Here is a 24,656-nt window from a genome sequence, read left to right on the forward strand (position 1 = left end):
GACCCACGCGATGCGTCTTCGTTTTATCGATTCGATTCTGGCAGGCTGAAAATGGCAACCCTGATTACTGACGTAAAGGTCATCCTGACCGCGCCGGAAGGCATCAACCTGACTGTCGTCAAACTCGAGACGAACCAGGCCGGACTGTACGGGCTCGGCTGCGCGACGTTTGCCTACCGGCATGTCGCGGTCAAATGCCTGATCGAGGAATATCTGAGACCGCTCCTGATCGGCAGGGACGCCGAAGCGATCGAGGAGCTTTGGCAGTTGATGCACCAGAACGCGTACTGGCGCAACGGTCCGGTCGAGAACAATGCGATCTCCGGCATCGATATGGCGTTGTGGGACATCAAGGGCAAGATGGCCAGCATGCCGCTGTACCAGCTGTTCGGCGGCAAGTGCCGTGAAGGCGTGCCGATATATCGCCACGCCGACGGCAAGGATCTGAACGAGCTATGCGACAACATCCAGAAATACCAGGAACAGGGCATTACCCATATCCGCTGCCAGAACGGCGGCTATGGTGGTGCCCGTTACGGCAAGGCACCCTCCTCTGCACCTGAAGGTGCGGTGGAAGGCGTCTACCTCGACAGCAGGAAATACATGCGCGAGACGCTCAAGCTGTTCGATGGCATTCGCAGCAGGATCGGATTCGATGTTGCCTTGTGTCACGACGTGCATGAACGTCTAAAGCCTGTTGAGGCCATCCGGTTTGCGTGCGAACTGGAGCCGTATGACCTGTTCTTTCTCGAAGATGCCATCTCGCTGGAAGAAGGCGAGTGGATACGCCAGTTGCGGGCAAAGACGACCACACCGCTGGCTCAGGGTGAACTGTTCAACAATCCTGCTGAATGGAAATTCCTGATTACCGAGCGGCTGATCGATTACATCCGGGTTCATCTCAGCCAGATTGGCGGCATTACCGCTGGCAGGAAGCTGCAGATCTTTGCCGAGCAGTTCGGCGTGAGGACGGCATGGCACGGTCCAGGTGATATGTCGCCGCTGGCTCACGCGGCCAATATTCATCTTGATCTGCCAGCGCGGAATTTTGGTGTGCAGGAGTGGTCCGGCACCGAGCCGCCTAACTTCGTCATCCAGGACCTGAAGGGACCGAAAGAGGCTCTGCTCGATGTATTTCCGGGCCTGCCCGAATTCAGGAACGGTTATGTCTATGCCAACGACAAACCGGGTCTGGGCGTGGACATCAACGAGGTCGAGGCGGCGAAATACCCCTGCGAAAATACGATAGCGACGTGGACGCAGACGCGTTTGAAGGATGGGACGCTGCAGGCTCCGTAAGGCGGTGGATCCAGCGTCGGCTTTTCCGGGTACCCACGTTAGCGGCACACTCAAGTCTCTCTGCCATTTACATGGCAGATATCGAACGCGATGCCGTTGCGCGCCCAACTATCCGCTGTCGTCGAACCATTGCTCCGGGTGACAGCTGATCCAGCCCGGCGCCTGCGTTCAGACAAGCGGTGCTTCGTCCGTCGACTGTTGCCCAGTCTTCGCGCGGCCCTTTTTAGCCGTCGCCGGGTCGCGCACGATCGTGACGGGGCACGGTGCATAGGCGAGAACCTGGCGGGCGACCGAACCGATCAGCCAGCGATCGAACGGCGTATGACCGCGATGCCCGACGACAAGATGATCGATCTCGTGCTGTTCCGCGTATAGCACGATCTCCTTCGCGGGCTGCCCCACCACGAGATCGAACGCCGGATGTTCACCATCGGAGGCGAGCTTCGCCTTGATGTCGTCGAGGATCTCGTTGGCATGGCGCAATTCGAAATCGATGATTGTCTTTTTTTCCAGATCTATCGCGCCCCAATCCGGCGCGCGCGCCACGACGAGCACATGCAGACGCGCGTCAAAGCGCTTCGCGAGATCGACCGCGAAAGTGACGGCATGTCGCGCGGATGGCGACCCGTCATAACCTGCCAGCACGTTTTGCATGATCTGCTCCCGTCCGGTTCACCGGAGCATGCTTCGATTGAACTGCGACCGTTCCTCGACATCGCGGCGTCCGCGGAAAAACGCGTGTGAGCATTTTCCGCGCATGCCGCGTGGACCCATGCGAACGACGCCAACCTCTGTAACGCCAGATCAGTTGTCGTCGCTTCGGCTTGGAACATGCTCGTGAGGGACGGGCTCGGCCGCGTCGGCGTCGGGAAAATCGTCTTTCGCGGGTTTCGTCGATTCCGGCGAACCGGTCTTGCGGGTCGTCCCGGATGAGGGCTGTGCGGGGTCGAGAGGCTTGTCAGTCGACTCAGCGGACGGATAGGAGGAGGACATGATTTGCTCCTGCGCTGATGAATGCTGCTTCTACCATGATAGACCGCATTGAGTTCGGGGTTGCGCGAAAGCCGTGCCGGCGGCTGCGTTTTGCGGCGATGCCCAAACTGGCGACGCAACGTTCGCCCGGCCTGGTCGTGTTCGCAGGCGTCGCCATCGTTTCCGCCAGGGATTTACCCTCATCAGCCTCTTTCCATACCGCGCCGCACCATTGACCTCGGGCCTTACTGCTTAAGCAGGGCAAGCCACAAAGCACGCCAGCCTTGTGCGCATGCTCACGACAAACCTTCATTGACACTTCACCTCCCACCTGCTGTACTAAATAAAGGCAATTGATTTAGTCTCTCCTTGCAGTCACGCGAAGGCGGGATACCGAATCAACAACCAAAAAGACGCACGCAGCGTCCCGCATGTCATTGAATCGACCTTGAAGTCGAAACGTCGTTGCCAATAACCCGGAGGAGCGATCCATGAATTCCAGCAAGCATCTTGTCGTCAAGCGTGTTGTATCGATGTGCGTCGCCGCCAGCGCCGTATGGTGTGCGGGCGTGACCCATGCCGCCGACCAGCCTGTTATCGGCCTGATCACGAAGACCGACACCAACCCCTTCTTCGTGAAGATGCGCGAGGGCGCCGAAGCCCAGGCGCAGAAAGACGGTGCGAAACTGCTGACGGCCGCGGGCAAGTTCGACGGCGACAACGCAAGCCAGGTGACCGCAATCGAAAACATGCTGACGGCTGGTGCCAAGGCGATTCTGATCACGCCAAGCGACACGAAGGCGATCGTGCCGAGCATCAAGAAGGCACGCGCGGCCGGTGCACTCGTGATCGCGCTCGACACGCCGACCGATCCGCAAAGCGCAACGGATGCCCTCTTCGCCACCGACAACTTCAAGGCCGGCGTGCTCATCGGTGAATACGCGAAGGCCGCGCTTGCCGGCAAGCCCGCGAAGATCGCGACGCTCGACCTGGCGCCAGGCGTGTCGGTCGGCGTTCTTCGCCATAACGGCTTTCTCCAGGGCATGGGCATCAAGGAAGGCGACCCTTCCATCGTCTGTAGCCAGGACACGCGCGGGGACCAGGCCAAGGGCCAGACGGCGATGGAAAACTGTCTGCAGAAATCACCCGGCATCAACGTGGTCTACACGATCAACGAACCCGCTGCAGCGGGTGCATATCGCGCGCTCAAGGCAGCAGGCAAGGAAAAGGGCGTGATGATCGTATCGATCGACGGCGGCTGTGAAGGCGTGCGCAACGTGAAAGACGGCGCCATCGCCGCGACCTCCCAGCAATATCCGCTCAAGATGGCAGCGCTTGGCGTGAGCGCGGGCGTCGACTATGTGAAGACCGGCAAGAAGGCCACCGGCTATCACGACACCGGCGTCACGCTTATCACCGACAAGGCGATGTCAGGTGTCGAAAGCAAGGACTCGAAGTTCGGTCTCGAGAATTGCTGGGGCAAGTAACACGCCCTGACGCCACGTAGCGGGCGAACACAACGTTCATGTATCAGTGGGACCCGCGCCCGCGGGTCCCTGCGGATTCGCGCGTGCCACCCATCACGCGATCGCATCGAGGAACACATCATGTCTACTCCGTCGGCCTCCGGCGCCCGCCGTTTCGGCGATCATCTGCCCTCTCTCGCTGAAATCGGCCCATTGCTGGCACTGCTGCTCGCATGCGCTTTCTTCGTCTCGCAGAGCAACCGTTTTCTGTCGTTCCAGAATCTCTCGCTGATTCTTCAGCAGACGATGGTCGTCGCCGTCATCGCGATCGGCCAGACGCTGATCGTGCTCACCAGCGGCATCGATCTTTCGTGCGGGATGGTGATGGCGTTCGGCTCGATCGTGATGACCAAATTCGCCGTCGTGCTCGGCGTGCCGCCCGTCATTGCGATTTTCTGCGGCATTGGCGCAAGCGCGCTGTTCGGCCTGCTCAATGGCCTGCTGATCACGCGCATCAAACTGCCCGCCTTCATCGTGACACTCGGCACGCTGAACATCGCGTTCGCGTTGACGCAGCTTTATTCGAATGCGGAGAGCGTCACGAATCTGCCCGACGCGATCATGTTCTTCGGCAACACGTTTCGCATCGGCCCCGCGGAAGTCACGTACGGTACCGTGCTGACCCTGCTGATGTATCTGGCGACGTGGTTCGTGCTGCGCGACACGGTGCCGGGCCGGCATCTCTATGCGCTCGGCAACAACGCGGAAGCCGCTCGCTTGATGGGCCTGAAATCGCAACGCATCCTGATCACGGTATATACGCTTGCCGGCGTGTTTTACGGCATCGCCGCGCTGCTTTCGGTGTCGCGCACCGGTGTGGGTGATCCGCAAGCCGGGCAGACGGAAAACCTCGACAGCATCACGGCGGTCGTGCTTGGCGGAACGAGTCTTTTCGGGGGGCGCGGGTCCGTCGTCGGGACGCTGCTGGGCGCGCTGATTGTCGGCGTGTTTCGCAACGGCCTCACGCTGATCGGCGTCTCGTCGGTGTATCAGGTGCTGATAACGGGGATTCTCGTCATTCTCGCGGTCGCCGCCGACAAACTGTCACATCGCCGCTAACGCGAAGAGGAGCCTGCCATGTCGACACCTCACACTACTTCTTCCGCCACGCCGGTTCTGGAGGCGCGCGGACTGATCAAGCGCTACGGCTCGGTGACCGCGCTCGACGGTTGCGATTTCGAAGTGCTGCCCGGCGAGATTCTCGCTGTCATCGGCGACAACGGCGCCGGAAAGTCATCGCTGATCAAGGCGCTTTCCGGCGCTACCGTGCCCGACGAAGGCGAATTGCTCCTCGATGGTGCGCCCGTCAGGTTTCGCAGCCCGCTCGACGCACGTTCGCACGGGATCGAAACGGTTTACCAGGACCTCGCGGTCGCGCCGGCGATGAGCATCGCCGAAAATCTTTTCCTCGCACGCGAACTCGTCAAACCCGGATGGCGCGGCTCGATCCTCAAGATGATCGACAAGCGCCGCATGCTGGAGGAAGCGACCGCTCATATGAAAGGGCTGCAGATCGGCATTCGTTCGATGCGTCAAGCCGTTGAAACATTGTCCGGCGGGCAGCGTCAGGGCGTAGCTGTAGCACGCAGCGCGGCGTTCGCGCGACACGTCGTGATTCTCGATGAGCCGACGGCGGCGCTCGGCGTCAAGGAAGGCAACATGGTGCTCGAACTGATCCGGCGCGTGCGCGATCGCGGCCTGCCTGTCATCCTGATCAGCCACAACATGCCGCACGTGTTCGAAGTCGCGGACCGTATCCATATCCAGCGGCTTGGACGGCGCGCCGCACTCGTGAACCGCGCGGACATCCATATGTCGGAAGCCGTTGCGATCATGACGGGTGCAAAGGAAGCCGACGTCAAGGCGATCGCATGACATCGACGCTTACCACCGGCGCGTGATGATGGATAACACCCCACAATCGCCGCTCAGGCACCCGGTCGGCTCGAACCAGGTCGGCATGCGGCAGTTCAACGAACGGATCGTGCTGCAGGCGATACGGCTGCACGGTCCGTTGCCGAAAGCCGACGTGGGGCGGCTCACGCGCCTGTCGATGCAGACGGTATCGATGATCGTCGACCGTCTGATCAATGACGGCCTGCTTTCGAGGCAGCCTCGCGTACGTGGCCGCATCGGGCAACCGTCGGTGCCGATCGCGTTGCGCGCGGACGGCGCGTTCACGATCGGCATCAAGGTCGGCCGGCGCAGCCTCGATGTGCTGGCGATGGATTTCGTGGGCAACGTCTGTAGCCGCGACGTGTTCGAGTACACCTACCCCGATCCGGCGCTGCTGTTTCCCGCGCTCGAAGCAAGACTCGCGCGTACCCACGCGGCGCTCGGCGCGCACGCTAAAAAGGTCGTGGGTGTGGGGGTTGCGGCGCCGTTGTGGCTCGGCGGCTGGCGCGACTTTCTGGGTGCGCCGCCCGAGGCGCTCGAGGCATGGAACGAGATCGACATCCGCGCGCGTATCGAGACGATGACCGGATTGCCCGTCGAGTTCGCCAAGGACACGACCGCTGCATGCGCGGCGGAACTCGTGATGGGCCAGGGGCGTGGCATTCACACTTTCCTGTATCTGTTCGTCGGGACGTTTATTGGCGGCGGACTCGTGATCGATGGCCGCCTGCATGGCGGCCCGCACGGCAACGCAGGCGCGGTCGGCTCGATTCCGCTTGCGCGCACCGGCACGAAACCCGCGCGACAGCTTTTGCATGCGGCATCGGGCTTCGTCCTCGAACGGATTTTCGCGGATGCCGGCGCGCCGCCCGCGGCCGCGCACGATCATCGCGCGTTGAGCCCCGAACTGTGGCGTTTGACCGAACAGTGGCTCGATACCGCGTGCCCCGCCATCGCCACCGCGCTCACGAACGCTTCGGCGTTGCTCGATCTCGAAGCAGTGGTGATCGATGGCGAACTCGACCGGCAGTTGCTGCGCGAGATCATTCGCCGCACGGAGCGCGTGCTCGATCGTTTCGAGTGGGAAGGCATGGTGCGCCCACAACTGCTGGAAGGCGCGATCGGTGCCGACGCGCGCGCGATGGGTGGCGCCATTCTGCCGCTATACGCGCATTTCGCGCCGATGCACGAACTGTTTCTCAAGCCGGCGGTGGAAGCCGGCTTCTAGCCGGCTTCTAGCCGGCTTCCTTGCGCGGCTTTAGCAGACCGATATCAACCCTTGGTCGCACCAAACGTCAGACCGGCGACGAACTGCCGCTGCATCGCAAAGAACATCGCCACCGAAGGCAGCGCCGCCAGAATCGAGCCTGCCGACACGAGATTCCATGCGGTCGTCCACTGCCCCTTGAGCGCCGCGACGCCGACGGTGATCGGGGCGGCCTCGTCGCCTTGCGTCAGGCACAGTGCCCAGAAATAGTCGTTCCAGACGAACGTGAAAACGAGAATGCCAAGCGCCGCAAGCGCCGGGCGGATCAGCGGCAACACGATGCGAAAGAATACGGTCCACTCGCCGGCCCCTTCGATCCGCGCCGCTTCCACGAGTTCGAACGGCAACTGCTTGATGAAGTTACGCAGGAACAGCGCGCAAAATCCGGTCTGAAACGCGATGTGAAAGAGGATCAGCGCGCTGACCGTGTTGAAGAGACCCATTTGCAACGACAGGTCGCGCACCGGAATCATCAGGATCTGGATCGGCACGAAATTGCCTGCCACGAACGTGCCGAACAGCAGCATGTTGCCGCGAAAGCGGTAAACGGCAAGCGCGAATCCGGCCATCGCGGCGAGCGCGATCGAACCGATCACCGAGGGCACGGTAATCAGCACGCTGTTCCAGAAGTAATGCAGCATGGGCGAGGTGGTCAACGCCTCGCGATAGTTCGCGAGCAGCGTGATGTGTTCGGGCCAGCCCCAGTAGTTGCCGCGCGCAAGTTCGTCGGTCGAGCGCACGGACGTGACGAGCACCGCGATCATCGGCAGCAGCCAGATGATGAGCGCGACCGGCAGCGACATCTTGTACAGCACCCGGTTGGCCGGTTTCCATTTTTCGACGGGAAGCGGATACATGGCGATCTCCTTTACTGCTCTTCGCGCACCATGCGGCGCAACTGGAAGACGATATAGACGAGCACGATCGCGAACAGCACCACCGCGATTGCGGCTGAATAACCGAGGCGGTAATACTTGATCGCCTGGTCATACATGTAATAGGCGAGCACCGTCGAGCTTTCGAACGGACCGCCACCGCTCATCACCGCGATCAGGTCGAAACTGCGCAGCGCGCCGATCACGGTCACCACGATCGCCATGAACGTCGTGGGCCGCAGTTGCGGCAGCACGACGTGCCACAGCATCGCCCAGCCTTTCGCCCCTTCCATCCGCGCGGCTTCGAGCTGCTCGGCGTTAAGCGACGTGAGGCCCGTGAGGTAAAGAATCATGCAGTACGCCGTTTGAGGCCACAGCGCGGCGAAGATAATGCCGAACGTCACGTAGTGCGGATCGCCCAGCACGGGCACGCCGTGCCCGACGATCACTTTCAGCAGACCGAACGTCGGGTCGTAAAACCAGCTGAAAATCAGGCCCACGACGACACCCGAAAGCACGAACGGCGCAAAAAACAGCGATTTCACGAAGCGGATGCCACGCACCGCCTGATTCAGATACAGCGCGATCGCAAGCCCCATCGGCGGCGAAAGCATGAAGAGGACGAGCCACAGCACGTTGTTCCTGAGTGCCGTGTAGAACGTCGGCGCATGGAACAGCTCGACGTAGTTCGCGAGGCCGACGAACGTCTTTTCCGTCATGCCGTCCCAGTTGTAGAAACTCAGCAACAGCGACGAAATGATCGGCCACACGACATAAATCGCCACCATGATGCAGGCAGGCGCGAGAAACAGAAACGCGGCGCGCCGCTGCTGCCTCGCGCTCGGCGATGTCCGGCGCGATTTCACGCGGCGCGGCGTCGCAACCTGCGGCACATCGACGTCAACACGATGAGTCGGGACAGTTTTCATGACGGAATACCTTTACGGCGTCTTCGATTTTGCGGGGCCGGCATGGGTGAAACCGCGTCACGCATGCTGGCACCATTCGATACCCGGCTTACTTCTTGTAGATCCGCTTGCGGGTCTGTTCGAGCTGCGCGAGGATTGCGTCGAGCTTCGTCGGATCCGACACGAACTCCTGCATTCCCTTCATGCCTTCATCGGCCATTTCCTTCGTCATGTCGCGGTCGTAGAACTGCGCGATGCCGCCCTTCGTGTTCGACAGGATCTGGAAACCGATCTTCGAGATCGGATCTTCCGGTTCCGGCGACTTGCTGTTAGCCGGCAACGATCCCAATCCCTGTGCCAGCTTCGAGCTGATATCCGGTGTTTCCATGAAGGCCAGGAACGTGTGCGCATCCGCCTTGTTCTTCGCTTTCGACGGAATATGCAGCGATTCGACCGGACCATCTTCAGCTGTCGGCACCTTCGCATCGATGATCGGGAACTGGAAGTAGCCCATCTTCGACTTCACGTCAGGCGGAAAGCCGCCGGTAATGAACGTGCCCATCAGCATCATCGCCGCCTTGCCCTGGAACAGGAACGGCTGCACGGCGTCCAGATCGTACGACAGCGAGTTGTCGATAAAGACCTTGTCGTCGAGCAACTGCTTCCACGTCGTGTACACCTTCTTCACGCGCGGGTCGGTGTACGGCACTTCGCCCGCCATCAGCTTCTGGTGGAACGCGTTGCCGTTGATGCGCAGGTCGAGATAGTCGAACCAGCCTGCAAGCGTCCAGGCATCGCGCCCGGCCACGGCAACCGGCGTGATGCCAGCCGCCTTCAGCTTCTTGCAGGCGTCGAGAAATTCATCCCACGTCTTCGGCTCAGCGGCGATGCCGGCCTTCTCGAACAGGTCCTTGCGATAGAACATGCCCCACGAGTAGTACACGGTCGGCGCGGCGTACTGCTTGCCGTTATACGACGAAGCTTCCTTCGTCGACGCGTACATGCTGTTCCAGTTGTTTTTGTTCCAGTCATTGGTGAGGTCTTCCAGGAGACCGCGACGCGCGTAATACGCCATCCGTTCGCCGTCATGCCAGTTCACCACGTCGGGGGCGACTGTCGAGAGCCAGCCCGGCAGCTGTACCTTGTACGCTTCCTCGTCGATGAACGACACCTTTACGTCGACATCCGGATGCGCTTTCTTGAAGTCGTCGATCGCCGATTGCCAGACCGCGCGCTGGCTTGCGCCCTTGAACGCGATGTTGACCGCGAGCGTGCCGGCCTGCGCGATGTTGCCGACGACGCTCGTCAAACCGGCGGCAGCCAGCGCGATGCCGATCAGCCCCTTGCGTACCGCACTTTTCGTGCTTGTCATACCTGTCTCCTGATGGATTTTGGATGATGGAATGTCATGCGGCGCGATAAACCGCCACGCCCTGCGGTTCGACCGACGACGACCCGATCACGAACGCATCCGCACGGACGTTGTCGATCGTGTAAGCGGTATCGCCGTAGTTGAAAACGTACTTGAGCGCACCACGCTGGCTGACGCGAATCGTGTCGGCGAGCGGTGCCGCATCGAGGTGCGCGGCTGCTGCGACCCGCGCGAAGATGCGCTGCGTGAGCGCGTCGTCGAAGAGGCTTGCGCAGTAATGCAGCGCGCCATGTCGCACGAAAGCCGGATGACCGTCGTCGAAACGCGCGAGTACGTCCATGTTCGCCGGCACCTCGAGCAGATCGCGCCAGTGGCGTGACTCGCCCTTTAGCGCAGCGCTGTCGCTCGTGACCGGCACGGTGACGTTCGGGCGCATCGAATCGACGCGCCAGACGCGCAACGGCAGCACGTCAGCGAGCGCGCCCGGCGGCAGGTTAGCGGGAATCCGCAGGTCGCGCGTCTTGGAACCCGTGCGCGGTCCGAACACGACCTGCGCGCCGCTTGCCCCGAGCCTCGCGCCAAAGTCATCCGGCACCACCGGCAGCGGCGGCACGACGATCATGCTGTAGCCGTCGAACGATGCATCCGCCGGAATCACGTCGACATCGAGACCGAGCGAGCGAAGCGCCGAGTAATACTCGAACGCGAAACGCGGATAGTGGAAGTCGGCGGCCTGCGGATGAATCTCGAACAGCCACTTCGCCTCGTAGTCATAGACGAGCGCGACCTTCGCACGCACCTTCGGTTCGCCGTCGGCGGACACGACCGCGCGGATTTCCTCCGCGACGCGGGCGGCTTCCTCGCCGCCCAGATCGAGCCGGTTGTCGGGCGTGTTGAGTCCTGCGTGCATCTGCTCCTGCGCGAACGGCGCCTGACGCCAGCGGAAATACGACACGCAGCCCGCGCCGTGCGCGAACGCTTCCCAGCTCCACAGGCGCACCATGCCCGGCAGCGGCGCGGGATTCCACTGCGCCCAGTTCACGGGGCCCGGCTGCTGCTCCATCACCCAGAACGGCTGCTTCGACATGCCCCGATAGACGTCGTGATTGAACGACGCAAAATCCGGATGACCAGTCCGCAGGTAACGCGCCTTGATATCGGGCGCGAACCATTGCTCTTCGAGCGCGCCAAGCGGATAGCTGTCCCACGCCGCGATGTCGAGATCGGCCGCGACCTTGTAGTGGTCGAACTCCGTGAAAAGCTGCATGAAGTTGTGCGCGACCGGGCGGCCCGGCGAATGCTCGCGCAGGATGTCCGTCTGCATGCGGTTGAACCGGACCAGTTCGTCGGAAGCGAAACGGCGATAGTCGAGACGATGCGACGGATGCGCCTCGGTCACCGTTGCGACCGGCGGATCGATTTCGTCGAAGCTGCGGTATTCCATGCTCCAGAACACCGTGCCCCATGCGTTGTTCAGCGCATCGATCGTGCCGTAACGCTTTGCGAGCCAGCCGCGAAAACGCTTCGCCGCCGCCGGCGAATAACTGACCACGGTGTGATGGCAACCATATTCGTTGTCGGTCTGCCAGAACGCGACCGCCGGATGCGAACCGTAACGGCGCGCCACCGCTTCGCAGATGCGCCGCGACGCCTCGAAATACGACGGCGACGAGAAATCATAGTGACGTCGTGAACCAAACGCACGCGGCCGGCCGTCCGCGCCCACGGCGAGAATGTCGGGATGCTGGTCGATGAGCCACTTCGGCGGCGTGGCGGTCGGCGTACACATGACGACCTTGAGGCCCGCCGAGCCGAGCACGTCGATGGCCTGGTCGAGCCACGCCCACTGATACACGCCGGGCTCCGGCTCGATACGGCTCCACGCGAATTCGCCGATGCGCACACGCTCGATGCCAAGCGCTTTCATGCGCGCGGCGTCGTCGCTCCACATGTCGGACGACCAGTGTTCCGGGTAATAGCAGACTCCTAAACGCATGCAGCGCTCCTACGCAACCTGAGTGATGGGATGAGCCGAGGCGGGTACACGATGCGGCAGTGCGAAACCGTCCTCAGTGAAGAGATGACACGACGCGGCGGGTAGGTTGAATGCCAAACACTCCCCCGTGCGCGCGCTGATATCGCCCGGCGCCTTGGCGATCAGCGTGTCGCCGCCAGGTTGATCGAGATGCAGATAGCTGTGCTCGCCAAGCTGTTCGATCAGCGTGACGCTGCGTTGCACGGTTTGCGACGGCGCGCTCGCCGGCGTGTCACTGGTTGCGTCCGCAACCGCGTTGACTTCGAGATGCTCGGGACGGATGCCGAGCGTGACCGACTGCCCGGGCGTCAGCGTGTCGGCCACCACCGGCACATCGAGCGACTCTCCCGTGTGCGCAAGCGTGATCCGCACCGATTGCGCGCTGATCGACGCGACGGTCGCCGGCAGGAAATTCATGCGCGGCGAGCCGATAAAGCCCGCCACGAAGCGGCTCTTCGGCCGGTGATACAACTGGAGCGGCGTGCCCACCTGCGCGATGCTGCCGTAGCGCTCGGTGTCCTTGCCGGCATGCAGCAGAACGATGCGGTCCGCGAGCGTCATCGCCTCGATCTGGTCGTGCGTCACGTACACCACGCTCGCCTTCGCGAACTGCTTGTGCAGGCGAGCGATTTCAATGCGGGTCTGACCGCGCAGCGTGGCGTCGAGATTCGACAGCGGTTCGTCGAACAAAAACACACCGGGTTCACGCACGATCGCGCGGCCAATCGCGACCCGCTGACGCTGCCCGCCGGAAAGCGCTCGCGGCTTGCGGTCGAGCAGCGCTTCGAGCTGCAGCACGCGTGCGGCTTCCTTCACCCTGCGGTCGATTTCGTCTTTCGGTTTTTTCGCGAGCTTCAGGCCAAACGCCATGTTCTCGAACACGGTCATGTGCGGAAACAGCGCGTAACTCTGGAACACCATCGCGACGCCGCGTTCGGCAGAGGGCACGTCGTTCATGAGCCGGCCGCCGATGTGCAGGTCGCCGTCGGTGACGTCCTCCAGACCCGCGATCATCCGCAGCAACGTCGACTTGCCGCAGCCCGACGGCCCGAGGAATACGCAGAATTCGTTTTCGCCAATCTCCAGATCCACGCCGCGAATCACCGGCGGGTGTTCGCCGTACGCTTTGTGTACTGCCTTCAACGAGATGCTGGCCATTGCCCTGCCTCCATGTTCTAATGCGTCACAGCAGGAGGTTAAGCGCTTAATCAAGCGGCAGAGAAAAAGACGATTGAAACCCAATCGCCTGATCTTGCGCTGTCTCCGGTATGTTCTGTTTCAACGACTCTATCGCGATCGCCGCCGTTGTTGCAAATGTCAGGATGCCATCCCACATGTCAGGCCGTCGATGACCACGCTGAACGAAGTCGCCGCCCACGCGGGCGTCACGCCCGCGACGGTATCCAACGTATTGCGCAACCGAGGACGGGTCGGCGCGGCCACGCGCGAACGCGTGCTGCACGCGGTCAAGGAACTCGGCTATCGCCCTCACCTCGCGGCACGCGCGCTGGCCGAAGGCCGTGCCCCGACGTTTGCGCTGATGGTATCGAGCATCGCCAATCCGTTCTACCCGGAATTTACCCTTGCCGCCGAACGCGCGGCGCGCACCAGTGGGCACTTTCTGATCGTCTGCAACACGAACGACGATCAGGAGACGGGCCGCGCCTACCTCGAACAGATCGCCGGCACGCTTTCGGAAGGCGTGCTGGTGACGAACGCGGAGCTTGTTTTCGACGACCTGCGCGCCATCGCCGAACGCGGCACGCCGGTCGTGCTGTGCATGTGGGAGCGTCCCGACGATCCGCCTGGGCTGCCGTGCGTGGCGGTCGATTTCCGGCTTGCGGGCGCGCTCGCGGCGCAACATCTGCTCGACCTCGGACACACGCGCGTGGGCGCGCTCGTCGGCAGCAAGAGCAGTCACGATGACCTGTCGCCGTTCGGCATTCATGGCGCGCGGCGCGACGGTTTCGTCGAACGCTTCAACGCAGCCGGCAACGCGCGGATCGTCGCGGAGTTCATCTGCGAGGCGGATACGATACGCGGCGGTTATGACGCGGCGCGGCAACTGCTGAAGGCGCATCCCGACGTCACCGCGCTTTACGCCACGAACGACCTGCCCGCACTGGGCGCCATGCATGCCGCGGCCGACATGGGCCTTTCGGTGCCCGACGATCTTTCCGTGGTCGGCATCACCGATATCCAGCTTGCGCGCGAATCGCGCCCTGCACTGTCGACCGTCGCCGTGCCGACGGAAGAAGCCGCGCGCATGGCCGTCGATCTGTTGCGCGAGTTGATCGACCGTGCGCCGCGCGCGTCACGCGGCAACCCGGGCAATACCGGCACGCCGCCGATGCGCGTCACGTCGGCGCCCGTGATGGTGCCGCGCGCCTCCACCGCGCCGCCCCGCACGCAGGATCAGCGCACGCGCTCTAGCTTGCGCAGGCGCTGAATGAACTGCTGCGCAGGAGACGAAAGCACGCCGCCTTTACGCGTGACGATGCCAAACGTCGGCGAAGGCGATTTCAGCGCGACGGGCAGGATGCGCAACATCTTCTGACGCGCGAAGCGTTCGGCGATATCGGTCGGCAGCAGCGCAACCAGATCGGTGCTTTGCTGAAGCAGCGTGAGGGTGACGAACGTCGATGCCGTCGATATCGGATTCGTCGGCATGCTGATTCCGGCGAGGTCGAGTTCGCGCTCCAGCAACGCATGCAGCGGCATGTGACCCGGATACGTGATCCATCGATAGCCGCTTAACGCATGCAGGTCGATTTCCTTCGCGATGCGCGGATGATCGTAGCCGACCGCGACCGAAAGTGGTTCGTCGCCGAGCGATTGATAGTGATAGCGCGAAGGCTCGTCGCTGACGGTCGAGCGGCCGATCACGAGATCGAGACGGCCGTCGTCGAGCAACATCAGCATGCGCGCGCTCGTGTCCTCGACAATTTCAACTGAGAGATTCGGCAGGCTCGCGTGCAGCTCGTCCAGAATGGGTGCGACGACAGCGGGAATCGCACCCATGATCGTGCCGACTGCAAGCCGGCCGCCTTTTCCCGAGCGAATCTCGGCCATGTCGTCGCACAGCGCGCTCAGGTCCGTCGCGACGAGCCGTGCATAGCGGATCACGCAGTGACCGAACTGGTTCACGATCAGGCCGCTTTTCGCGCGCTCGAAGAGCGGTGCCTCGAGCATCGACTCCAGTTCGTGCAGCGCCTTGCTCGCCGCCGACTGTGTCATCGACATCGCGCTCGCCGCCTTGTGCAGCGACTTGTGATCGTCGAGCGCGATAAGCAGTTGAAGCTGCTTCATGCGCAGCCTCGACATCAGCACCTGCAGCGTGTTTTTCATGTGAGTCGCAAAAGTGATCGCCGTCTGGAAACGATCACTATACCGCGATCAATACCTGACACCGGCCTGACCATGACATCAGGAACCAGCCCGACCGTTCTAAACCGGGGCAACCGCGTGATGCCCACGCTGGCCCGCGAAACTTGAGTAACATAGCCACGCATGCCGTCACTCCATCCGCCATGACAGTTGGGCGGCTCGCCGAACCCAACCGCACCTGTCGTATTCAACGGCCGGCTGCAGGCTGCTGTCGGCCGGTTTCCTGAAACCACGTTAAGCATCCCGTGCCCTCCTGGGGTATCGGACACCTGAATCCATATGCAGAGTTTCTACGAAGCAACCGTCACGCGTCCCGAGCATGCGCGGCTCACCGGCCGGCGGAGCGCTCAGGTGTGTATCGTCGGCGGCGGGCTGGCGGGGCTTTCGACGGCGCTCGGGCTCGTCGAGCGCGGCGTTCGTGACGTCGTCGTGCTCGAAGCGAAGCAGATGGGCTTCGGCGCGTCGGGCCGCAACGGCGGTTTCGTGTTCGGCGGCTACAGCCTCGATTGCGCGGACCTGCTGAAGGCGCTCGGTCCCCAACGCGCGCGCGAACTCTATGCGCTCACCACCGACGCCGTCGACCTGATGCGCGTACGCATCCAGCGTTATCACATCGACTGCGACGCGACGCACGCCGGCGTGATTCTCGCGAACTGGTTCGATGAACCCGCGCGGCTCGAAACGCAGCGACGTCTGATGAAAGATTCGTTCGGCGTCGACTGGGTGCCGCTCACCAAAACGCAACTCGCCGAAAAACTGAAATCGCGGCGCTATCACGGCGGCCTGCTCGAACCCAACGCGTTCCACTTTCATCCGCTGAAATACGTACACGGCGTGGCGCGCGCCGCGGTTTCAGCCGGTGCGGATCTTTACGAACACTCGCCGGTCGTGAGCCTCGTGCGTCAGGGAAACGGCTTTCTCGTCACAACCGCCGAAGGCGCGATCGACGCCCGGCACGTCGTGATGGCAGGCGGCGGCTATGCACGCAACGTGTATCGCCGGGTCGAGCGCGCGGTGTTACCGGTGGCGACCTACGTGATGGCGACCGAGCCGCTCGGCGCCCGCCTGAAAGACGCGATCGACTGTGCGTCGGCGGTATACGACACGCGCTTCGCGTTCGACTATTACCGTCCGCTGGCCGACACGCGGATTCTGTGGGGCGGGCGCATCTCGATACGCGATCGCGAGCCGGAGGCTATCGCGCGCCTGCTGCGCCGCGATCTGCTAAAGGTGTATCCGCAACTACACGACGTGCGCATCGACTACGCATGGGGCGGCTTGATGAGCTACGCGCGGCACAAGATGCCGCAGATCGGCCAGAGCGCCGACGGCGTCTGGTATGCAGTCGGCTTCGGCGGACATGGCATGGCGCCCACCACGGTTTCGGGCGAACTGCTCGCGGCGGCGATCGCGGGCGAGCGCCCGGTTCCCGAAGCATTCGGCCATTTCGGCCTGACACGCACGTTCGGCGCGCTCGGCCTGGCCGCGGCACAACTCACGTACACGACGATGCAAACGCGCGACGCACTCGCCGCACGCCACCGGCGGGCACGCTAGCAACACGCGCCCGCAACGTGCGAAAGGCGCGCCGAAACATGCCGCAAACCCGCGCCGGACGGGGCTTTTCGGCGTGCTAGAATGCGCCGTCATCGCCGCTGAAATGCAAAATGAAAAAGGGAATCAAGGCAGCCGGGCCCGACCATACCGGCATCCCGTCTGAAGCCCGGCGCAAGTACGATCCCGAACAGACCAGACGGAACATCCTCGACGTCGCGACCGAGGAATTCTCCGCGATGGGCCTCACCGGCGCACGGGTCGACGCGATCGCCGAACGCACGAACACCACGAAGCGCATGCTGTACTACTACTTCGGCAGCAAGGAAGGGTTGTACGAGGCCGTGCTCGACAAGGTGTACGGCGACATCCGCACGCACGAGCAGGATCTGAACATCGGCGAACTGGATGCGCGCAGCGGCCTGCATACGCTCGTCGAATTCACGTTCGACTATCACGACAAAAACCGTGACTTCGTTCGTCTCATCAACATCGAGAACATCCACGACGCGAAATACATCGAGCAGCTGAAGACGTTCAAGCAGCGCAACGCGAGCGTGCTGCGAACGATCGAGGACCTCCTCGCGCGTGGCGTGGCCGCCGGCCAGTTCCGCGACGACATCGACGCGTTCGATCTGTATCTGATGATCAGTTCGCTGTGCTTTCATCGCGTCGCGAACCGTCATACGTTCGGGGCGGCGTTCGGGCGCGATCCCTCGCATCCGCGCCTGCGGGCGCGCCATCGCGCGATGGTGGTCGACGCGGTGCTGCGTTTCGTCAAGCGCGAGGACTGACGGGCCGCGCAGACGTTGAGGGCCCCTGCCCGGCTTCGCCTGATATAACCCGTTTCGCAATAGTTCACACCATTGCGAAAAAATCTGTCAAATACTTTGCGATCCTGATAATCATCAAAGACTCACCGTATCGGCTTTGACGGCACTTCGGTGCGCGCGGGACAGTGTTGAACGCTGTACCCGTCACCGCAGTCCTTTCAAACCCACTACAACGAGAATCCGAAGATGCCGAGTACCCGACATGCCGCCACGTCATCCGCTCAATCTGCTCCTCACGCAACCGCTCACGCGCACAAAAACCCGCCCGCGCACAACCGTTATCCGACCGTGCTCGTTCACGGCATGGCCGGCTGGGGGCGTGACGAAATCTTCGGGCAGCTTTTCCGTTATTGGGGCGGCGCCAAAGGCGACATCCAGGAATACCTGAACAGCAAGGGTTACGAAACGTTCACTGCATCGATGGGACCGCTGTCGAGCAACTGGGACCGGGCTTGCGAGCTGTATTGCTTCATCAAGGGCGGAGTCGTCGATTACGGCGCGGTTCACTCGGCGCGTTACGGCCATCAACGTTACGGGCGCAGCTATCCAGGCGTGTTCCCGCAATGGAGCGAAGCGCACAAGGTACACATGATCGGCCACAGCATGGGCGGCCCGACAGGACGCACGCTGATCCAGCTGCTCGAACACGGTGACCCCGACGAGGTGGCATTCAATCCGGGCCCGCGCGAGGCGCCTACCTCGGATCTGTTCAAGGGCGGCAAACAGTGGGTGCATAGCTTCACGTCCGTGGCAGGCGTGCAGAACGGCGCGCTCACGGCGGATGACTACCTCAACTTTCCGACGTTTCTCAGGGATATTTTCTATAGCGTGGCGGCGCTCGCGGGCGTGGCCGGCAAGGAACCGCTCTACGACTTCAACCTGCAGCATTGGGGCCTGGAGCGCGAGGAAGGCGAAGGCCACGAGGAATACATCCGGCGCGTGTTCGAAAGCCACATCTGGAAAACCAATGACGGCTGCATCTACGACCTGTCCACCGTCGCCGCGCATTTCCAGAACACATGGGCGCTGACGTCGGAGAACGTGTACTACGCGTCGTATGCGATCGACGGCACGTTCCCTGGCCCGCAAGGCATTCGCGTGCCGACACCCAACATGAATCCGCTGCTGAAACCCACGGGCTCGGCAGTGGGCCTGAACAAGAAAGACCTCGGCGGCGGCTATGCGGCCTGGCGCCCCAACGACGGCCTCGTGAGTGTGCCTTCAGCGCAGTTTCCGCTCGGTCACGCGCATGCGTTCGTCGAACCGGGCAAGCCGTTCGAGCCGGAAAAGGGCGTCTGGTATGTGCATCCCACCCTGATGGGCAAGGACCACTTCAATATCGTGATGCCGCTGCACGAAGTCACGATCGACGAACTGAACGCGTTTTACGAGGACATCGCGCGTTACAACCACGCGTTGCCCGCATGACGCCGGTCATTTCAACAGCGATTCGAAGTGCGCGAACATGCGCCCCGCGTCGGGCTCGCGCCCGGTAAAGAGCCGGAACGCATCGACCGCCTGATAAACCGCCATGCCGCCGCCGCTCAGCGTGCGGCATCCGGCGGCCTCGGCGGCCTGCAACAGCGCCGTGCGGATCGGGAAATAGACGACGTCGGCGACCCACATGTCCGTGTGCAGCAGTTCCGCGGGCAGCGGCATGCCAGGTAGCTTCGCCATGCCGACCGGCGTTGCGTGAATCAGGCCAGTCGCGCCCGCCATGACCTCCGGCAGCGAGCCGCCGGATTTCACGCGGGCTGTGGGGAAGCGCGTTTGCAGGTCGTCGGCGAGCGCGGTGGCTCGCGCCGGTTCAACATCGAACACCGTGAACGCGCGCGCACCCATCGTCAGCGCGGCGTGTGCAACGGCCGCGCCTGCACCACCCGCGCCCAGTTGCACCACATCATCCAGCGACACATCCGGCAGACCGCGTTTGAACGCGCGCGCGAAGCCGGACCAGTCGGTGTTGTGCCCGATGCGCCGGCCGTCCTTCAGCAGCACGGTGTTCACCGCGCCGAGCGCACGTGCGTCGTCGGACAGTTCGTCGAGTAGCGCAATGACCTGCTGCTTGCACGGGTACGTGATGTTCAGCCCGTTGTAACCCATCCGCTCGGCGGCGACGAGCAGGTCCGGCAGCGCGGACACGTCGAGCTTCAACGCCGCCAGATCGATGCGGCGATAAACGTAGTTCAGGCCAAGCTGGCGCGCCTCCTGCTCATGCATCGCCGGGCTCAGCGAACCGTCAATGCCTGAACCGATCAGGCCCACGAGATACGATGTCTGCTCCTTCATTTCCACTCCTGCCTTCGTCCGGGCCCGGTGGGCCGGTGTTGCGTGCGTGCAGCGCGCCTGTCACGGTCGCCGGCGTACACGCGGGGTTTTATGAAAAATTTGTACGATCTAGTTAGTTTGTTTATAGTGTAGCGCAAGTTATCCGGCCGGTGTGCATCGCCGTATTCTGCAAACATGTAGTTGACGGGTACGCCCCGGTGTCATGACACTGCGATCTGCTGAGCGCGCCGTCATGCCGTCCGCACGTTCCGTTTTTAGCCTCAGTCAGGCAGGAGTCGTCCATGAAGCGTTCGATCGCCACCGTGTCCATCAGCGGGACGCTTGTCGAGAAACTGACGGCCATCCAGGCGGCTGGTTTCGACGGCATCGAGATCTTCGAAAACGATCTGCTGTACTTCGACGGCTCGCCCGCCGACGTGCGGCGCATCGCCGCCGACCTGGGTCTGGAAATCGTGCTGTTCCAGCCGTTTCGCGATTTCGAGGGGGTGAGCACCGGGCGTCTCGCGCGCAATCTCGACCGCGCGAAACGTAAGTTCGATCTGATGCATGAACTGGGTACGGACCGCATTCTCGTGTGCAGCAACGTGTCGCCGGATACGATCGGCGACGACGCCCTGATCGTCGACCAGCTCGGCGCGCTCGCGCGCGCGGCGCAGGAAGCCGGCGTGATCGCGGGTTACGAAGCGCTCGCGTGGGGACGGCACGTGAATTCGTACCGCCACGCGTGGCGGCTCGTCGACGCGGTCGATCATCCGAATCTCGGGCTCGTGCTCGACAGCTTCCACACGCTGTCGATCAACGATCCGGTCGACGAAATCGCGGCCATTCCGGGCGAACGCATCGCGTTCGTGCAGATCGCGGACGCGCCGAAGCTCGCGATGGACGTGCTCGAATGGAGCCGTCACTACCGCTGCTTTCCGGGCCAGGGCGATTTCGATCTGGCCAGCTTCACGGCGCGCGTGATCGAGACCGGCTACGCCGGCCCGCTGTCGCTCGAAATCTTCAACGATGGTTTTCGCGCGGCCCCGACGGCGATCACCGCCGTCGACGGCTACCGCTCGCTGCTCTTCCTCGAGGAAGAAACGCGCGCGTCGCTCGCGCGCGAGGGCAAGCCGGCCGAAAAGACCGGACATCTGTACGAATCGCCGTCGGCGCCCGTTCACGTCGGCTTCCAGTTCCTCGAATTCGCCGTCGACGACACCGCGCGCAATCAGCTCATCGACTGGCTGACGCGGCTGCGTTTCCGGCGCACCGGACAGCATCGCTCGAAGGACGTCGCGCTGTACCAGCACGGCGCCGCGTCGATCGTGCTGAACGCCGAGGCCGATTCGTTCGCGAGCGCGTTTTTCATGCAGCACGGGCTTTCGCTGTGCGCGTCGGCGTTTCGCGTCGACGATGCGAAGCTCGCGTTCCAGCGCGCCGCCGGCTTCCGGTACGCGCCGTTTTCCGGTCGCGTCGGGCCGAACGAACGCGTGTTGCCGGCGGTGCAGGGGCCGGACGGCAGCCTCAACTATTTCGTCGACGAAACCCCCGACGAGCCGACGCTCTTCGAAGCCGATTTCGTGCTCACCGATGCAAACGGCCTCGACGAGGCCGGAACGCTGACGGGAATCGATCACGTGTGCCTGTCGCTGCCGGCCGATTCGCTGAACGCGTGGGTGCTGTTCTTCAAGACCGCGTTCGGCTTTCAGGCGGAAGCCGACTGGCTCGTTCCCGACCCGTATGGTCTCGTGCGCAGCCGTGCGGTGCGCAGTCGCGACGGCTCGGTGCGCATCGCGCTCAATGCCTCGGTGGACCGGCACACGGCGGTCTCCGAATCGCTGTCGATGTATCGCGGATCGGGCCTGAACCACGTCGCGTTCGGCACCGCCGATATCTTCAGCGCCCTCCCCGAATTCATCGCGAACGGCCTGCCGCTGCTGCGCATTCCGCGCAACTATTACGACGACCTTGCCGCGCGTTACGGCCTCGCCGACGATCTGCTCGACGCGTTACGCGCGCACAACATCCTGTATGACCGCGACGAGCGCGGCGGCGAATTCTTCCACGCGTACACGGAACAGCTCGACCACCGGTTCTTCCTCGAAATCGTCGAGCGGCGTGGCGGTTACGACGGCTACGGCGCGGCGAATGCGGCCGTCAGGCTCGCCGCGCAGGCGCAGCAGAAGAAAAAATAGAACGACCGCGCCGGTACGCCCTGCTGCCCTCGCCGGAGGAACCGCTCAAGCCCCCGGCACGGCATCCTGACGTCCGCGTGCGCGGCCAGTTGGGGGCCGCCCAGGCCGGGCCCGATATAATGACGGTTAATCCGCACCCTCGCGCCTGCCCGTGTTCACGCTGAAATACGGCCTGACGGCGCCATCCTGGCGTCACGAACACGGCCCGCGCGGACTGAAATGGCCAGGAGCGTTATGAAGAAAGTTGCCGCAACCCTGTCGATCCCTCTTTTTCTCGCTGCCTGCGCGCAGTTCCAGAACCCCGATTCCGGCGAGCCGGTCGCCGATCGTCCGACACAACACTCCGTGAGCGACGTGGTCAGTTGCCTGACCGGACAAGCGCAGAAACACAACGCCCCGTTCAAGACGACGTCGATTCCGCAAGGCGAGATGCTCGACTTCGGCGATTCGAATATCGTGAAGGTGCGCACCGACAATGGCGCAACGCAATACCGCTTCTACGCGGGCACGCGCCACGTGGACAACCTGTGGCTCGAAAGCGCCAGCAAGACCTGCGCGCCCTGATTCGCCGGATATCGCACACCTGCGTCCCATGCGTAGCGACGGGTGCCGGCAGCGCGACCGGCGATTCCGCGTAAGCACCGGTAATGCGGGCCGGTTCGCATCCCCGGACGCGGCGCGCGCCCTTAATAATCGTTTAAGAATGGCTCCGTAGGATTCGCCGGACACCAACGTAGACAAGGTGCGCCCAATGAACGAACAGAACACGAATCCCGGGATGGCCCCCGCCACCCCAAAGCGGCCGACGATATTGCGCCGGCTGCTGAGCCATCACGAACTCGCCACGTTGCTGCTCCTGCTGCACGCGCCGGTCGATGCAATGGCCAAACCCGAAATTCCCGGATTGCAGGAAGCCGGCCTCGTCGAGCAGGTCGCGTCGGCGGACGCAAGTGCGCCGCGTTTCCGTTTGACGCCGGAAGGCAACGCGATCCTGCGAGGTCTGGGTGTTAAATAAGCACCTAAACATAAGCACAGGCAGGTAGCCGGACCGGTTTCAAACGCCGATGGTCTACGTCGGCGCTGTCAGGTGTGGGCATGGCCGTCAGGCCTGCCACACCGCGTACCCTGCCTCACGCAGTCCGATTCCAAGCTCCACTTCCATGTCGGCCGCTCCGTCGTACGGCATCGGGTTGTACACCTCATACAGATGCGGCAGCAGCCGCAAGCCATAGTCGCGCACGTAGCGGTTCGACTGGATGCCGGCCTTGTGCCGGTCGAAGCGCAAGTCCGGGTCGAGCCCGGTCATCCCGACATAGACACACGGTTTATCAAAGCGGTAATCCGGATTCGCGCGACGAAAACGCGCTTCGTTCCACACGGTCTCGTCGAGTTCGACGACGTACACGTAGTAGTGGTAAGTCTTCTTCAGACGCGCCATGTGCCCCTGCTTCAGCCTCGCGCGCTGCCGTGCAGCAGCATCCGGTATTCAGTCGGCGTGAGGCCGACCGTCGCCTTGAACTGCCGCGTGAACGCGCTGTGATCGGTGTAGCCGCAGAGCGCGGCGACATCGGTGACCTTGTCGGTGGTGACGAGCAGCGCGGTCGCGGCGTCGAGGCGCGTTTTCAGCAGCACCTGACGCGGCGTCAGGTGAAAGACCTTGTGAAAATACCGTTCGAGCTGGGCCACCGACATGTCCGCCATCTCCGCCAGTTGCTTGAGGTTGAGCGGCTGCACGTAGTTGTCCTGGATGTACTGCACGACGGCCGCCAGCTTGCTGTACGCCGGATGACCGCTCTCGTCGGCCCTGAGGTCGCGCGAGATGCCCGCGAGGCCCACCACGTGGCCTTGCGCATCGTGCAGCGGCTGCTTGCACGTCAGACACCAGCCGGGCTGCCGACCGGGATACAGATGCAGTTCGAGCTGGTCGAGCATCTGGCCGCCGGCGCTGATGACCGCCTTGTCCTGCTCGGTATAGATGCGGCCGAAGCGCCGTGGAAACACCTCTTCGGCGGTTTTGCCCAGCAGCCCGGCTTTCTCCTTGAAGCCGCAACGCGAAGCGAGCGTGCGGTTCACGAGGACGTAGCGTGCCTCGGTATCCTTGATGAAGAAGGCGACGTCGGGCATCGCGTCGAAAACCGGCTCCAGCAGCGTGAAGTGTGAAAGCATGCCGGCCAGCGTCGCGGCGGCCGGCTCGAGCGTTGCGGCCAGCGTGTTCATCGTACGGGTCCCGTGAGGTCGGTAGCGGTGCGGCAGGTGGAGTCGGCTC

23 protein-coding genes, 1 tRNA gene and 1 pseudogene are annotated in these 24,656 nt (G+C 62.9%); 12 read left to right on the forward strand and 13 right to left on the reverse strand.

Going from position 1 to position 24,656, the window contains the following annotated elements:
• The first annotated feature begins 51 nt into the window (after positions 1 to 51).
• Positions 52 to 1,299: an enolase C-terminal domain-like protein gene (locus BLV45_RS15155; protein WP_090534395.1), complete on the forward strand. Its 1,248-nt coding sequence runs from the start codon at positions 52 to 54 to the stop codon at positions 1,297 to 1,299.
• 168 nt (positions 1,300 to 1,467) lie between these two features.
• On the opposite strand, the gene BLV45_RS15160 is transcribed toward BLV45_RS15155, so the two are convergent.
• Entirely contained in the window at positions 1,468 to 1,953 is a 486-nt protein-coding gene (locus BLV45_RS15160; RefSeq protein ID WP_090534397.1) for a universal stress protein, read from the reverse strand.
• A gap of 150 nt (positions 1,954 to 2,103) precedes the next feature.
• Positions 2,104 to 2,292, reverse strand: a complete 189-nt coding sequence (locus tag BLV45_RS15165; RefSeq protein ID WP_090534399.1) for a hypothetical protein — start codon at positions 2,290 to 2,292, stop codon at positions 2,104 to 2,106.
• A 470-nt stretch (positions 2,293 to 2,762) separates the two neighbouring features.
• Between BLV45_RS15165 and BLV45_RS15170 the strand changes: the two genes are divergently transcribed.
• From BLV45_RS15170 to BLV45_RS15185, 4 genes are all read left to right on the forward strand, one after another.
• A complete protein-coding gene (locus BLV45_RS15170; protein WP_090534401.1) occupies positions 2,763 to 3,758 on the forward strand; it encodes a sugar ABC transporter substrate-binding protein in 996 nt (331 codons plus the stop codon).
• A 120-nt stretch (positions 3,759 to 3,878) separates the two neighbouring features.
• Positions 3,879 to 4,856: an ABC transporter permease gene (locus BLV45_RS15175; protein ID WP_090534403.1), complete on the forward strand. Its 978-nt coding sequence runs from the start codon at positions 3,879 to 3,881 to the stop codon at positions 4,854 to 4,856.
• Positions 4,857 to 4,874: 18 nt separating this feature from the next.
• Positions 4,875 to 5,672 carry an ATP-binding cassette domain-containing protein gene (locus BLV45_RS15180; protein WP_090534405.1) on the forward strand — a complete coding sequence of 266 codons (798 nt, stop codon included), beginning with the start codon at positions 4,875 to 4,877 and terminating at the stop codon, positions 5,670 to 5,672.
• Between the two features lie 28 nt (positions 5,673 to 5,700).
• Positions 5,701 to 6,921 (forward strand): ROK family transcriptional regulator, encoded by a 1,221-nt coding sequence (locus BLV45_RS15185; protein WP_090534697.1) that lies wholly within the window; start codon positions 5,701 to 5,703, stop codon positions 6,919 to 6,921.
• 44 nt (positions 6,922 to 6,965) lie between these two features.
• Here the strand turns inward: BLV45_RS15185 and BLV45_RS15190 are convergent, their stop codons facing one another.
• The 5 genes from BLV45_RS15190 to BLV45_RS15210 form a co-directional block, all read right to left on the reverse strand.
• Positions 6,966 to 7,817: a carbohydrate ABC transporter permease gene (locus BLV45_RS15190; protein WP_090534407.1), complete on the reverse strand. Its 852-nt coding sequence runs from the start codon at positions 7,815 to 7,817 to the stop codon at positions 6,966 to 6,968.
• 11 nt (positions 7,818 to 7,828) lie between these two features.
• A complete protein-coding gene (locus BLV45_RS15195; protein ID WP_090534408.1) occupies positions 7,829 to 8,764 on the reverse strand; it encodes a carbohydrate ABC transporter permease in 936 nt (311 codons plus the stop codon).
• A gap of 88 nt (positions 8,765 to 8,852) precedes the next feature.
• On the reverse strand, positions 8,853 to 10,115 hold the full coding sequence (locus BLV45_RS15200; RefSeq protein WP_090534410.1) for an ABC transporter substrate-binding protein: 1,263 nt from the start codon (positions 10,113 to 10,115) through the stop codon (positions 8,853 to 8,855).
• A 34-nt stretch (positions 10,116 to 10,149) separates the two neighbouring features.
• Entirely contained in the window at positions 10,150 to 12,111 is a 1,962-nt protein-coding gene (locus BLV45_RS15205; protein ID WP_090534411.1) for a beta-galactosidase, read from the reverse strand.
• Positions 12,112 to 12,120: 9 nt separating this feature from the next.
• Positions 12,121 to 13,308: an ABC transporter ATP-binding protein gene (locus BLV45_RS15210; protein ID WP_090534413.1), complete on the reverse strand. Its 1,188-nt coding sequence runs from the start codon at positions 13,306 to 13,308 to the stop codon at positions 12,121 to 12,123.
• 190 nt (positions 13,309 to 13,498) lie between these two features.
• Here BLV45_RS15210 and BLV45_RS15215 point away from each other — a divergent pair, with 190 nt between their 5' ends.
• On the forward strand, positions 13,499 to 14,599 hold the full coding sequence (locus BLV45_RS15215) for a LacI family DNA-binding transcriptional regulator (RefSeq protein WP_090534415.1): 1,101 nt from the start codon (positions 13,499 to 13,501) through the stop codon (positions 14,597 to 14,599).
• On the opposite strand, the gene BLV45_RS27570 is transcribed toward BLV45_RS15215, so the two are convergent.
• The 3 genes and pseudogenes from BLV45_RS27570 to BLV45_RS28245 form a co-directional block, all read right to left on the reverse strand.
• Positions 14,566 to 15,171: a LysR substrate-binding domain-containing protein gene (locus tag BLV45_RS27570; RefSeq protein WP_176954171.1), complete on the reverse strand. Its 606-nt coding sequence runs from the start codon at positions 15,169 to 15,171 to the stop codon at positions 14,566 to 14,568. The genes BLV45_RS15215 and BLV45_RS27570 overlap by 34 nt on opposite strands.
• Positions 15,147 to 15,228, reverse strand: a tRNA-Ala gene (locus BLV45_RS27575). Before BLV45_RS27575 ends, BLV45_RS27570 begins: the two co-directional genes overlap by 25 nt.
• 114 nt (positions 15,229 to 15,342) lie before the next feature.
• Positions 15,343 to 15,498 (reverse strand): annotated as a pseudogene (locus BLV45_RS28245) (helix-turn-helix domain-containing protein); the annotation flags it as partial.
• 318 nt (positions 15,499 to 15,816) lie between these two features.
• On the opposite strand from BLV45_RS28245, the gene BLV45_RS15225 reads away from it, so the two are divergent.
• The 3 genes from BLV45_RS15225 to BLV45_RS15235 all read left to right on the forward strand — a co-directional run bounded on the left by BLV45_RS15225 (position 15,817) and on the right by BLV45_RS15235 (position 19,352).
• Positions 15,817 to 17,094, forward strand: coding sequence for an NAD(P)/FAD-dependent oxidoreductase (locus tag BLV45_RS15225; RefSeq protein ID WP_090534420.1), 1,278 nt, complete (start codon positions 15,817 to 15,819; stop codon positions 17,092 to 17,094).
• 110 nt (positions 17,095 to 17,204) lie between these two features.
• Positions 17,205 to 17,885: a TetR/AcrR family transcriptional regulator gene (locus tag BLV45_RS15230; RefSeq protein WP_090534422.1), complete on the forward strand. Its 681-nt coding sequence runs from the start codon at positions 17,205 to 17,207 to the stop codon at positions 17,883 to 17,885.
• A 225-nt stretch (positions 17,886 to 18,110) separates the two neighbouring features.
• On the forward strand, positions 18,111 to 19,352 hold the full coding sequence (locus tag BLV45_RS15235; RefSeq protein ID WP_143130432.1) for an esterase/lipase family protein: 1,242 nt from the start codon (positions 18,111 to 18,113) through the stop codon (positions 19,350 to 19,352).
• A 6-nt stretch (positions 19,353 to 19,358) separates the two neighbouring features.
• On the opposite strand, the gene BLV45_RS15240 is transcribed toward BLV45_RS15235, so the two are convergent.
• Complete coding sequence (locus tag BLV45_RS15240; protein ID WP_090534426.1) at positions 19,359 to 20,213, reverse strand: shikimate dehydrogenase; 855 nt, start codon at positions 20,211 to 20,213, stop codon at positions 19,359 to 19,361.
• Between the two features lie 281 nt (positions 20,214 to 20,494).
• Between BLV45_RS15240 and BLV45_RS15245 the strand changes: the two genes are divergently transcribed.
• The 3 genes from BLV45_RS15245 to BLV45_RS15255 all read left to right on the forward strand — a co-directional run bounded on the left by BLV45_RS15245 (position 20,495) and on the right by BLV45_RS15255 (position 23,405).
• On the forward strand, positions 20,495 to 22,390 hold the full coding sequence (locus BLV45_RS15245) for a bifunctional sugar phosphate isomerase/epimerase/4-hydroxyphenylpyruvate dioxygenase family protein (RefSeq protein WP_090534428.1): 1,896 nt from the start codon (positions 20,495 to 20,497) through the stop codon (positions 22,388 to 22,390).
• A 234-nt stretch (positions 22,391 to 22,624) separates the two neighbouring features.
• Positions 22,625 to 22,954 carry a hypothetical protein gene (locus BLV45_RS15250; RefSeq protein ID WP_090534430.1) on the forward strand — a complete coding sequence of 110 codons (330 nt, stop codon included), beginning with the start codon at positions 22,625 to 22,627 and terminating at the stop codon, positions 22,952 to 22,954.
• Positions 22,955 to 23,141: 187 nt separating this feature from the next.
• Positions 23,142 to 23,405, forward strand: coding sequence for a hypothetical protein (locus BLV45_RS15255; protein ID WP_090534433.1), 264 nt, complete (start codon positions 23,142 to 23,144; stop codon positions 23,403 to 23,405).
• Positions 23,406 to 23,492: 87 nt separating this feature from the next.
• Here BLV45_RS15255 and BLV45_RS15260 read toward each other — a convergent pair whose 3' ends face one another.
• Both BLV45_RS15260 and BLV45_RS15265 read right to left on the reverse strand, forming a co-directional pair.
• Positions 23,493 to 23,828 (reverse strand): hypothetical protein, encoded by a 336-nt coding sequence (locus BLV45_RS15260; RefSeq protein WP_090534435.1) that lies wholly within the window; start codon positions 23,826 to 23,828, stop codon positions 23,493 to 23,495.
• A gap of 11 nt (positions 23,829 to 23,839) precedes the next feature.
• Positions 23,840 to 24,607, reverse strand: a complete 768-nt coding sequence (locus tag BLV45_RS15265; protein WP_090534437.1) for an AraC family transcriptional regulator — start codon at positions 24,605 to 24,607, stop codon at positions 23,840 to 23,842.
• Positions 24,608 to 24,656 lie beyond the last annotated feature (49 nt).

Origin of the sequence: Paraburkholderia sartisoli, assembly GCF_900107685.1 — a bacterium.
GTDB classification, from domain to species: domain Bacteria; phylum Pseudomonadota; class Gammaproteobacteria; order Burkholderiales; family Burkholderiaceae; genus Paraburkholderia; species Paraburkholderia sartisoli.

What these genes read in the sequence shown, in the direction of transcription:
- BLV45_RS15155 (WP_090534395.1), top strand. Translation starts at nt 52, where the DNA reads ATGGCAACCCTGATTACTGACGTAAAGGTCATCCTGACCGCGCCGGAA.
- BLV45_RS15160 (WP_090534397.1), bottom strand. Translation starts at nt 1,953, where the DNA reads ATGCAAAACGTGCTGGCAGGTTATGACGGGTCGCCATCCGCGCGACAT.
- BLV45_RS15165 (WP_090534399.1), bottom strand. Translation starts at nt 2,292, where the DNA reads ATGTCCTCCTCCTATCCGTCCGCTGAGTCGACTGACAAGCCTCTCGAC.
- BLV45_RS15170 (WP_090534401.1), top strand. Translation starts at nt 2,763, where the DNA reads ATGAATTCCAGCAAGCATCTTGTCGTCAAGCGTGTTGTATCGATGTGC.
- BLV45_RS15175 (WP_090534403.1), top strand. Translation starts at nt 3,879, where the DNA reads ATGTCTACTCCGTCGGCCTCCGGCGCCCGCCGTTTCGGCGATCATCTG.
- BLV45_RS15180 (WP_090534405.1), top strand. Translation starts at nt 4,875, where the DNA reads ATGTCGACACCTCACACTACTTCTTCCGCCACGCCGGTTCTGGAGGCG.
- BLV45_RS15185 (WP_090534697.1), top strand. Translation starts at nt 5,701, where the DNA reads ATGGATAACACCCCACAATCGCCGCTCAGGCACCCGGTCGGCTCGAAC.
- BLV45_RS15190 (WP_090534407.1), bottom strand. Translation starts at nt 7,817, where the DNA reads ATGTATCCGCTTCCCGTCGAAAAATGGAAACCGGCCAACCGGGTGCTG.
- BLV45_RS15195 (WP_090534408.1), bottom strand. Translation starts at nt 8,764, where the DNA reads ATGAAAACTGTCCCGACTCATCGTGTTGACGTCGATGTGCCGCAGGTT.
- BLV45_RS15200 (WP_090534410.1), bottom strand. Translation starts at nt 10,115, where the DNA reads ATGACAAGCACGAAAAGTGCGGTACGCAAGGGGCTGATCGGCATCGCG.
- BLV45_RS15205 (WP_090534411.1), bottom strand. Translation starts at nt 12,111, where the DNA reads ATGCGTTTAGGAGTCTGCTATTACCCGGAACACTGGTCGTCCGACATG.
- BLV45_RS15210 (WP_090534413.1), bottom strand. Translation starts at nt 13,308, where the DNA reads ATGGCCAGCATCTCGTTGAAGGCAGTACACAAAGCGTACGGCGAACAC.
- BLV45_RS15215 (WP_090534415.1), top strand. Translation starts at nt 13,499, where the DNA reads ATGACCACGCTGAACGAAGTCGCCGCCCACGCGGGCGTCACGCCCGCG.
- BLV45_RS27570 (WP_176954171.1), bottom strand. Translation starts at nt 15,171, where the DNA reads ATGGGTGCGATTCCCGCTGTCGTCGCACCCATTCTGGACGAGCTGCAC.
- BLV45_RS15225 (WP_090534420.1), top strand. Translation starts at nt 15,817, where the DNA reads ATGCAGAGTTTCTACGAAGCAACCGTCACGCGTCCCGAGCATGCGCGG.
- BLV45_RS15230 (WP_090534422.1), top strand. Translation starts at nt 17,205, where the DNA reads ATGAAAAAGGGAATCAAGGCAGCCGGGCCCGACCATACCGGCATCCCG.
- BLV45_RS15235 (WP_143130432.1), top strand. Translation starts at nt 18,111, where the DNA reads ATGCCGAGTACCCGACATGCCGCCACGTCATCCGCTCAATCTGCTCCT.
- BLV45_RS15240 (WP_090534426.1), bottom strand. Translation starts at nt 20,213, where the DNA reads ATGAAGGAGCAGACATCGTATCTCGTGGGCCTGATCGGTTCAGGCATT.
- BLV45_RS15245 (WP_090534428.1), top strand. Translation starts at nt 20,495, where the DNA reads ATGAAGCGTTCGATCGCCACCGTGTCCATCAGCGGGACGCTTGTCGAG.
- BLV45_RS15250 (WP_090534430.1), top strand. Translation starts at nt 22,625, where the DNA reads ATGAAGAAAGTTGCCGCAACCCTGTCGATCCCTCTTTTTCTCGCTGCC.
- BLV45_RS15255 (WP_090534433.1), top strand. Translation starts at nt 23,142, where the DNA reads ATGAACGAACAGAACACGAATCCCGGGATGGCCCCCGCCACCCCAAAG.
- BLV45_RS15260 (WP_090534435.1), bottom strand. Translation starts at nt 23,828, where the DNA reads ATGGCGCGTCTGAAGAAGACTTACCACTACTACGTGTACGTCGTCGAA.
- BLV45_RS15265 (WP_090534437.1), bottom strand. Translation starts at nt 24,607, where the DNA reads ATGAACACGCTGGCCGCAACGCTCGAGCCGGCCGCCGCGACGCTGGCC.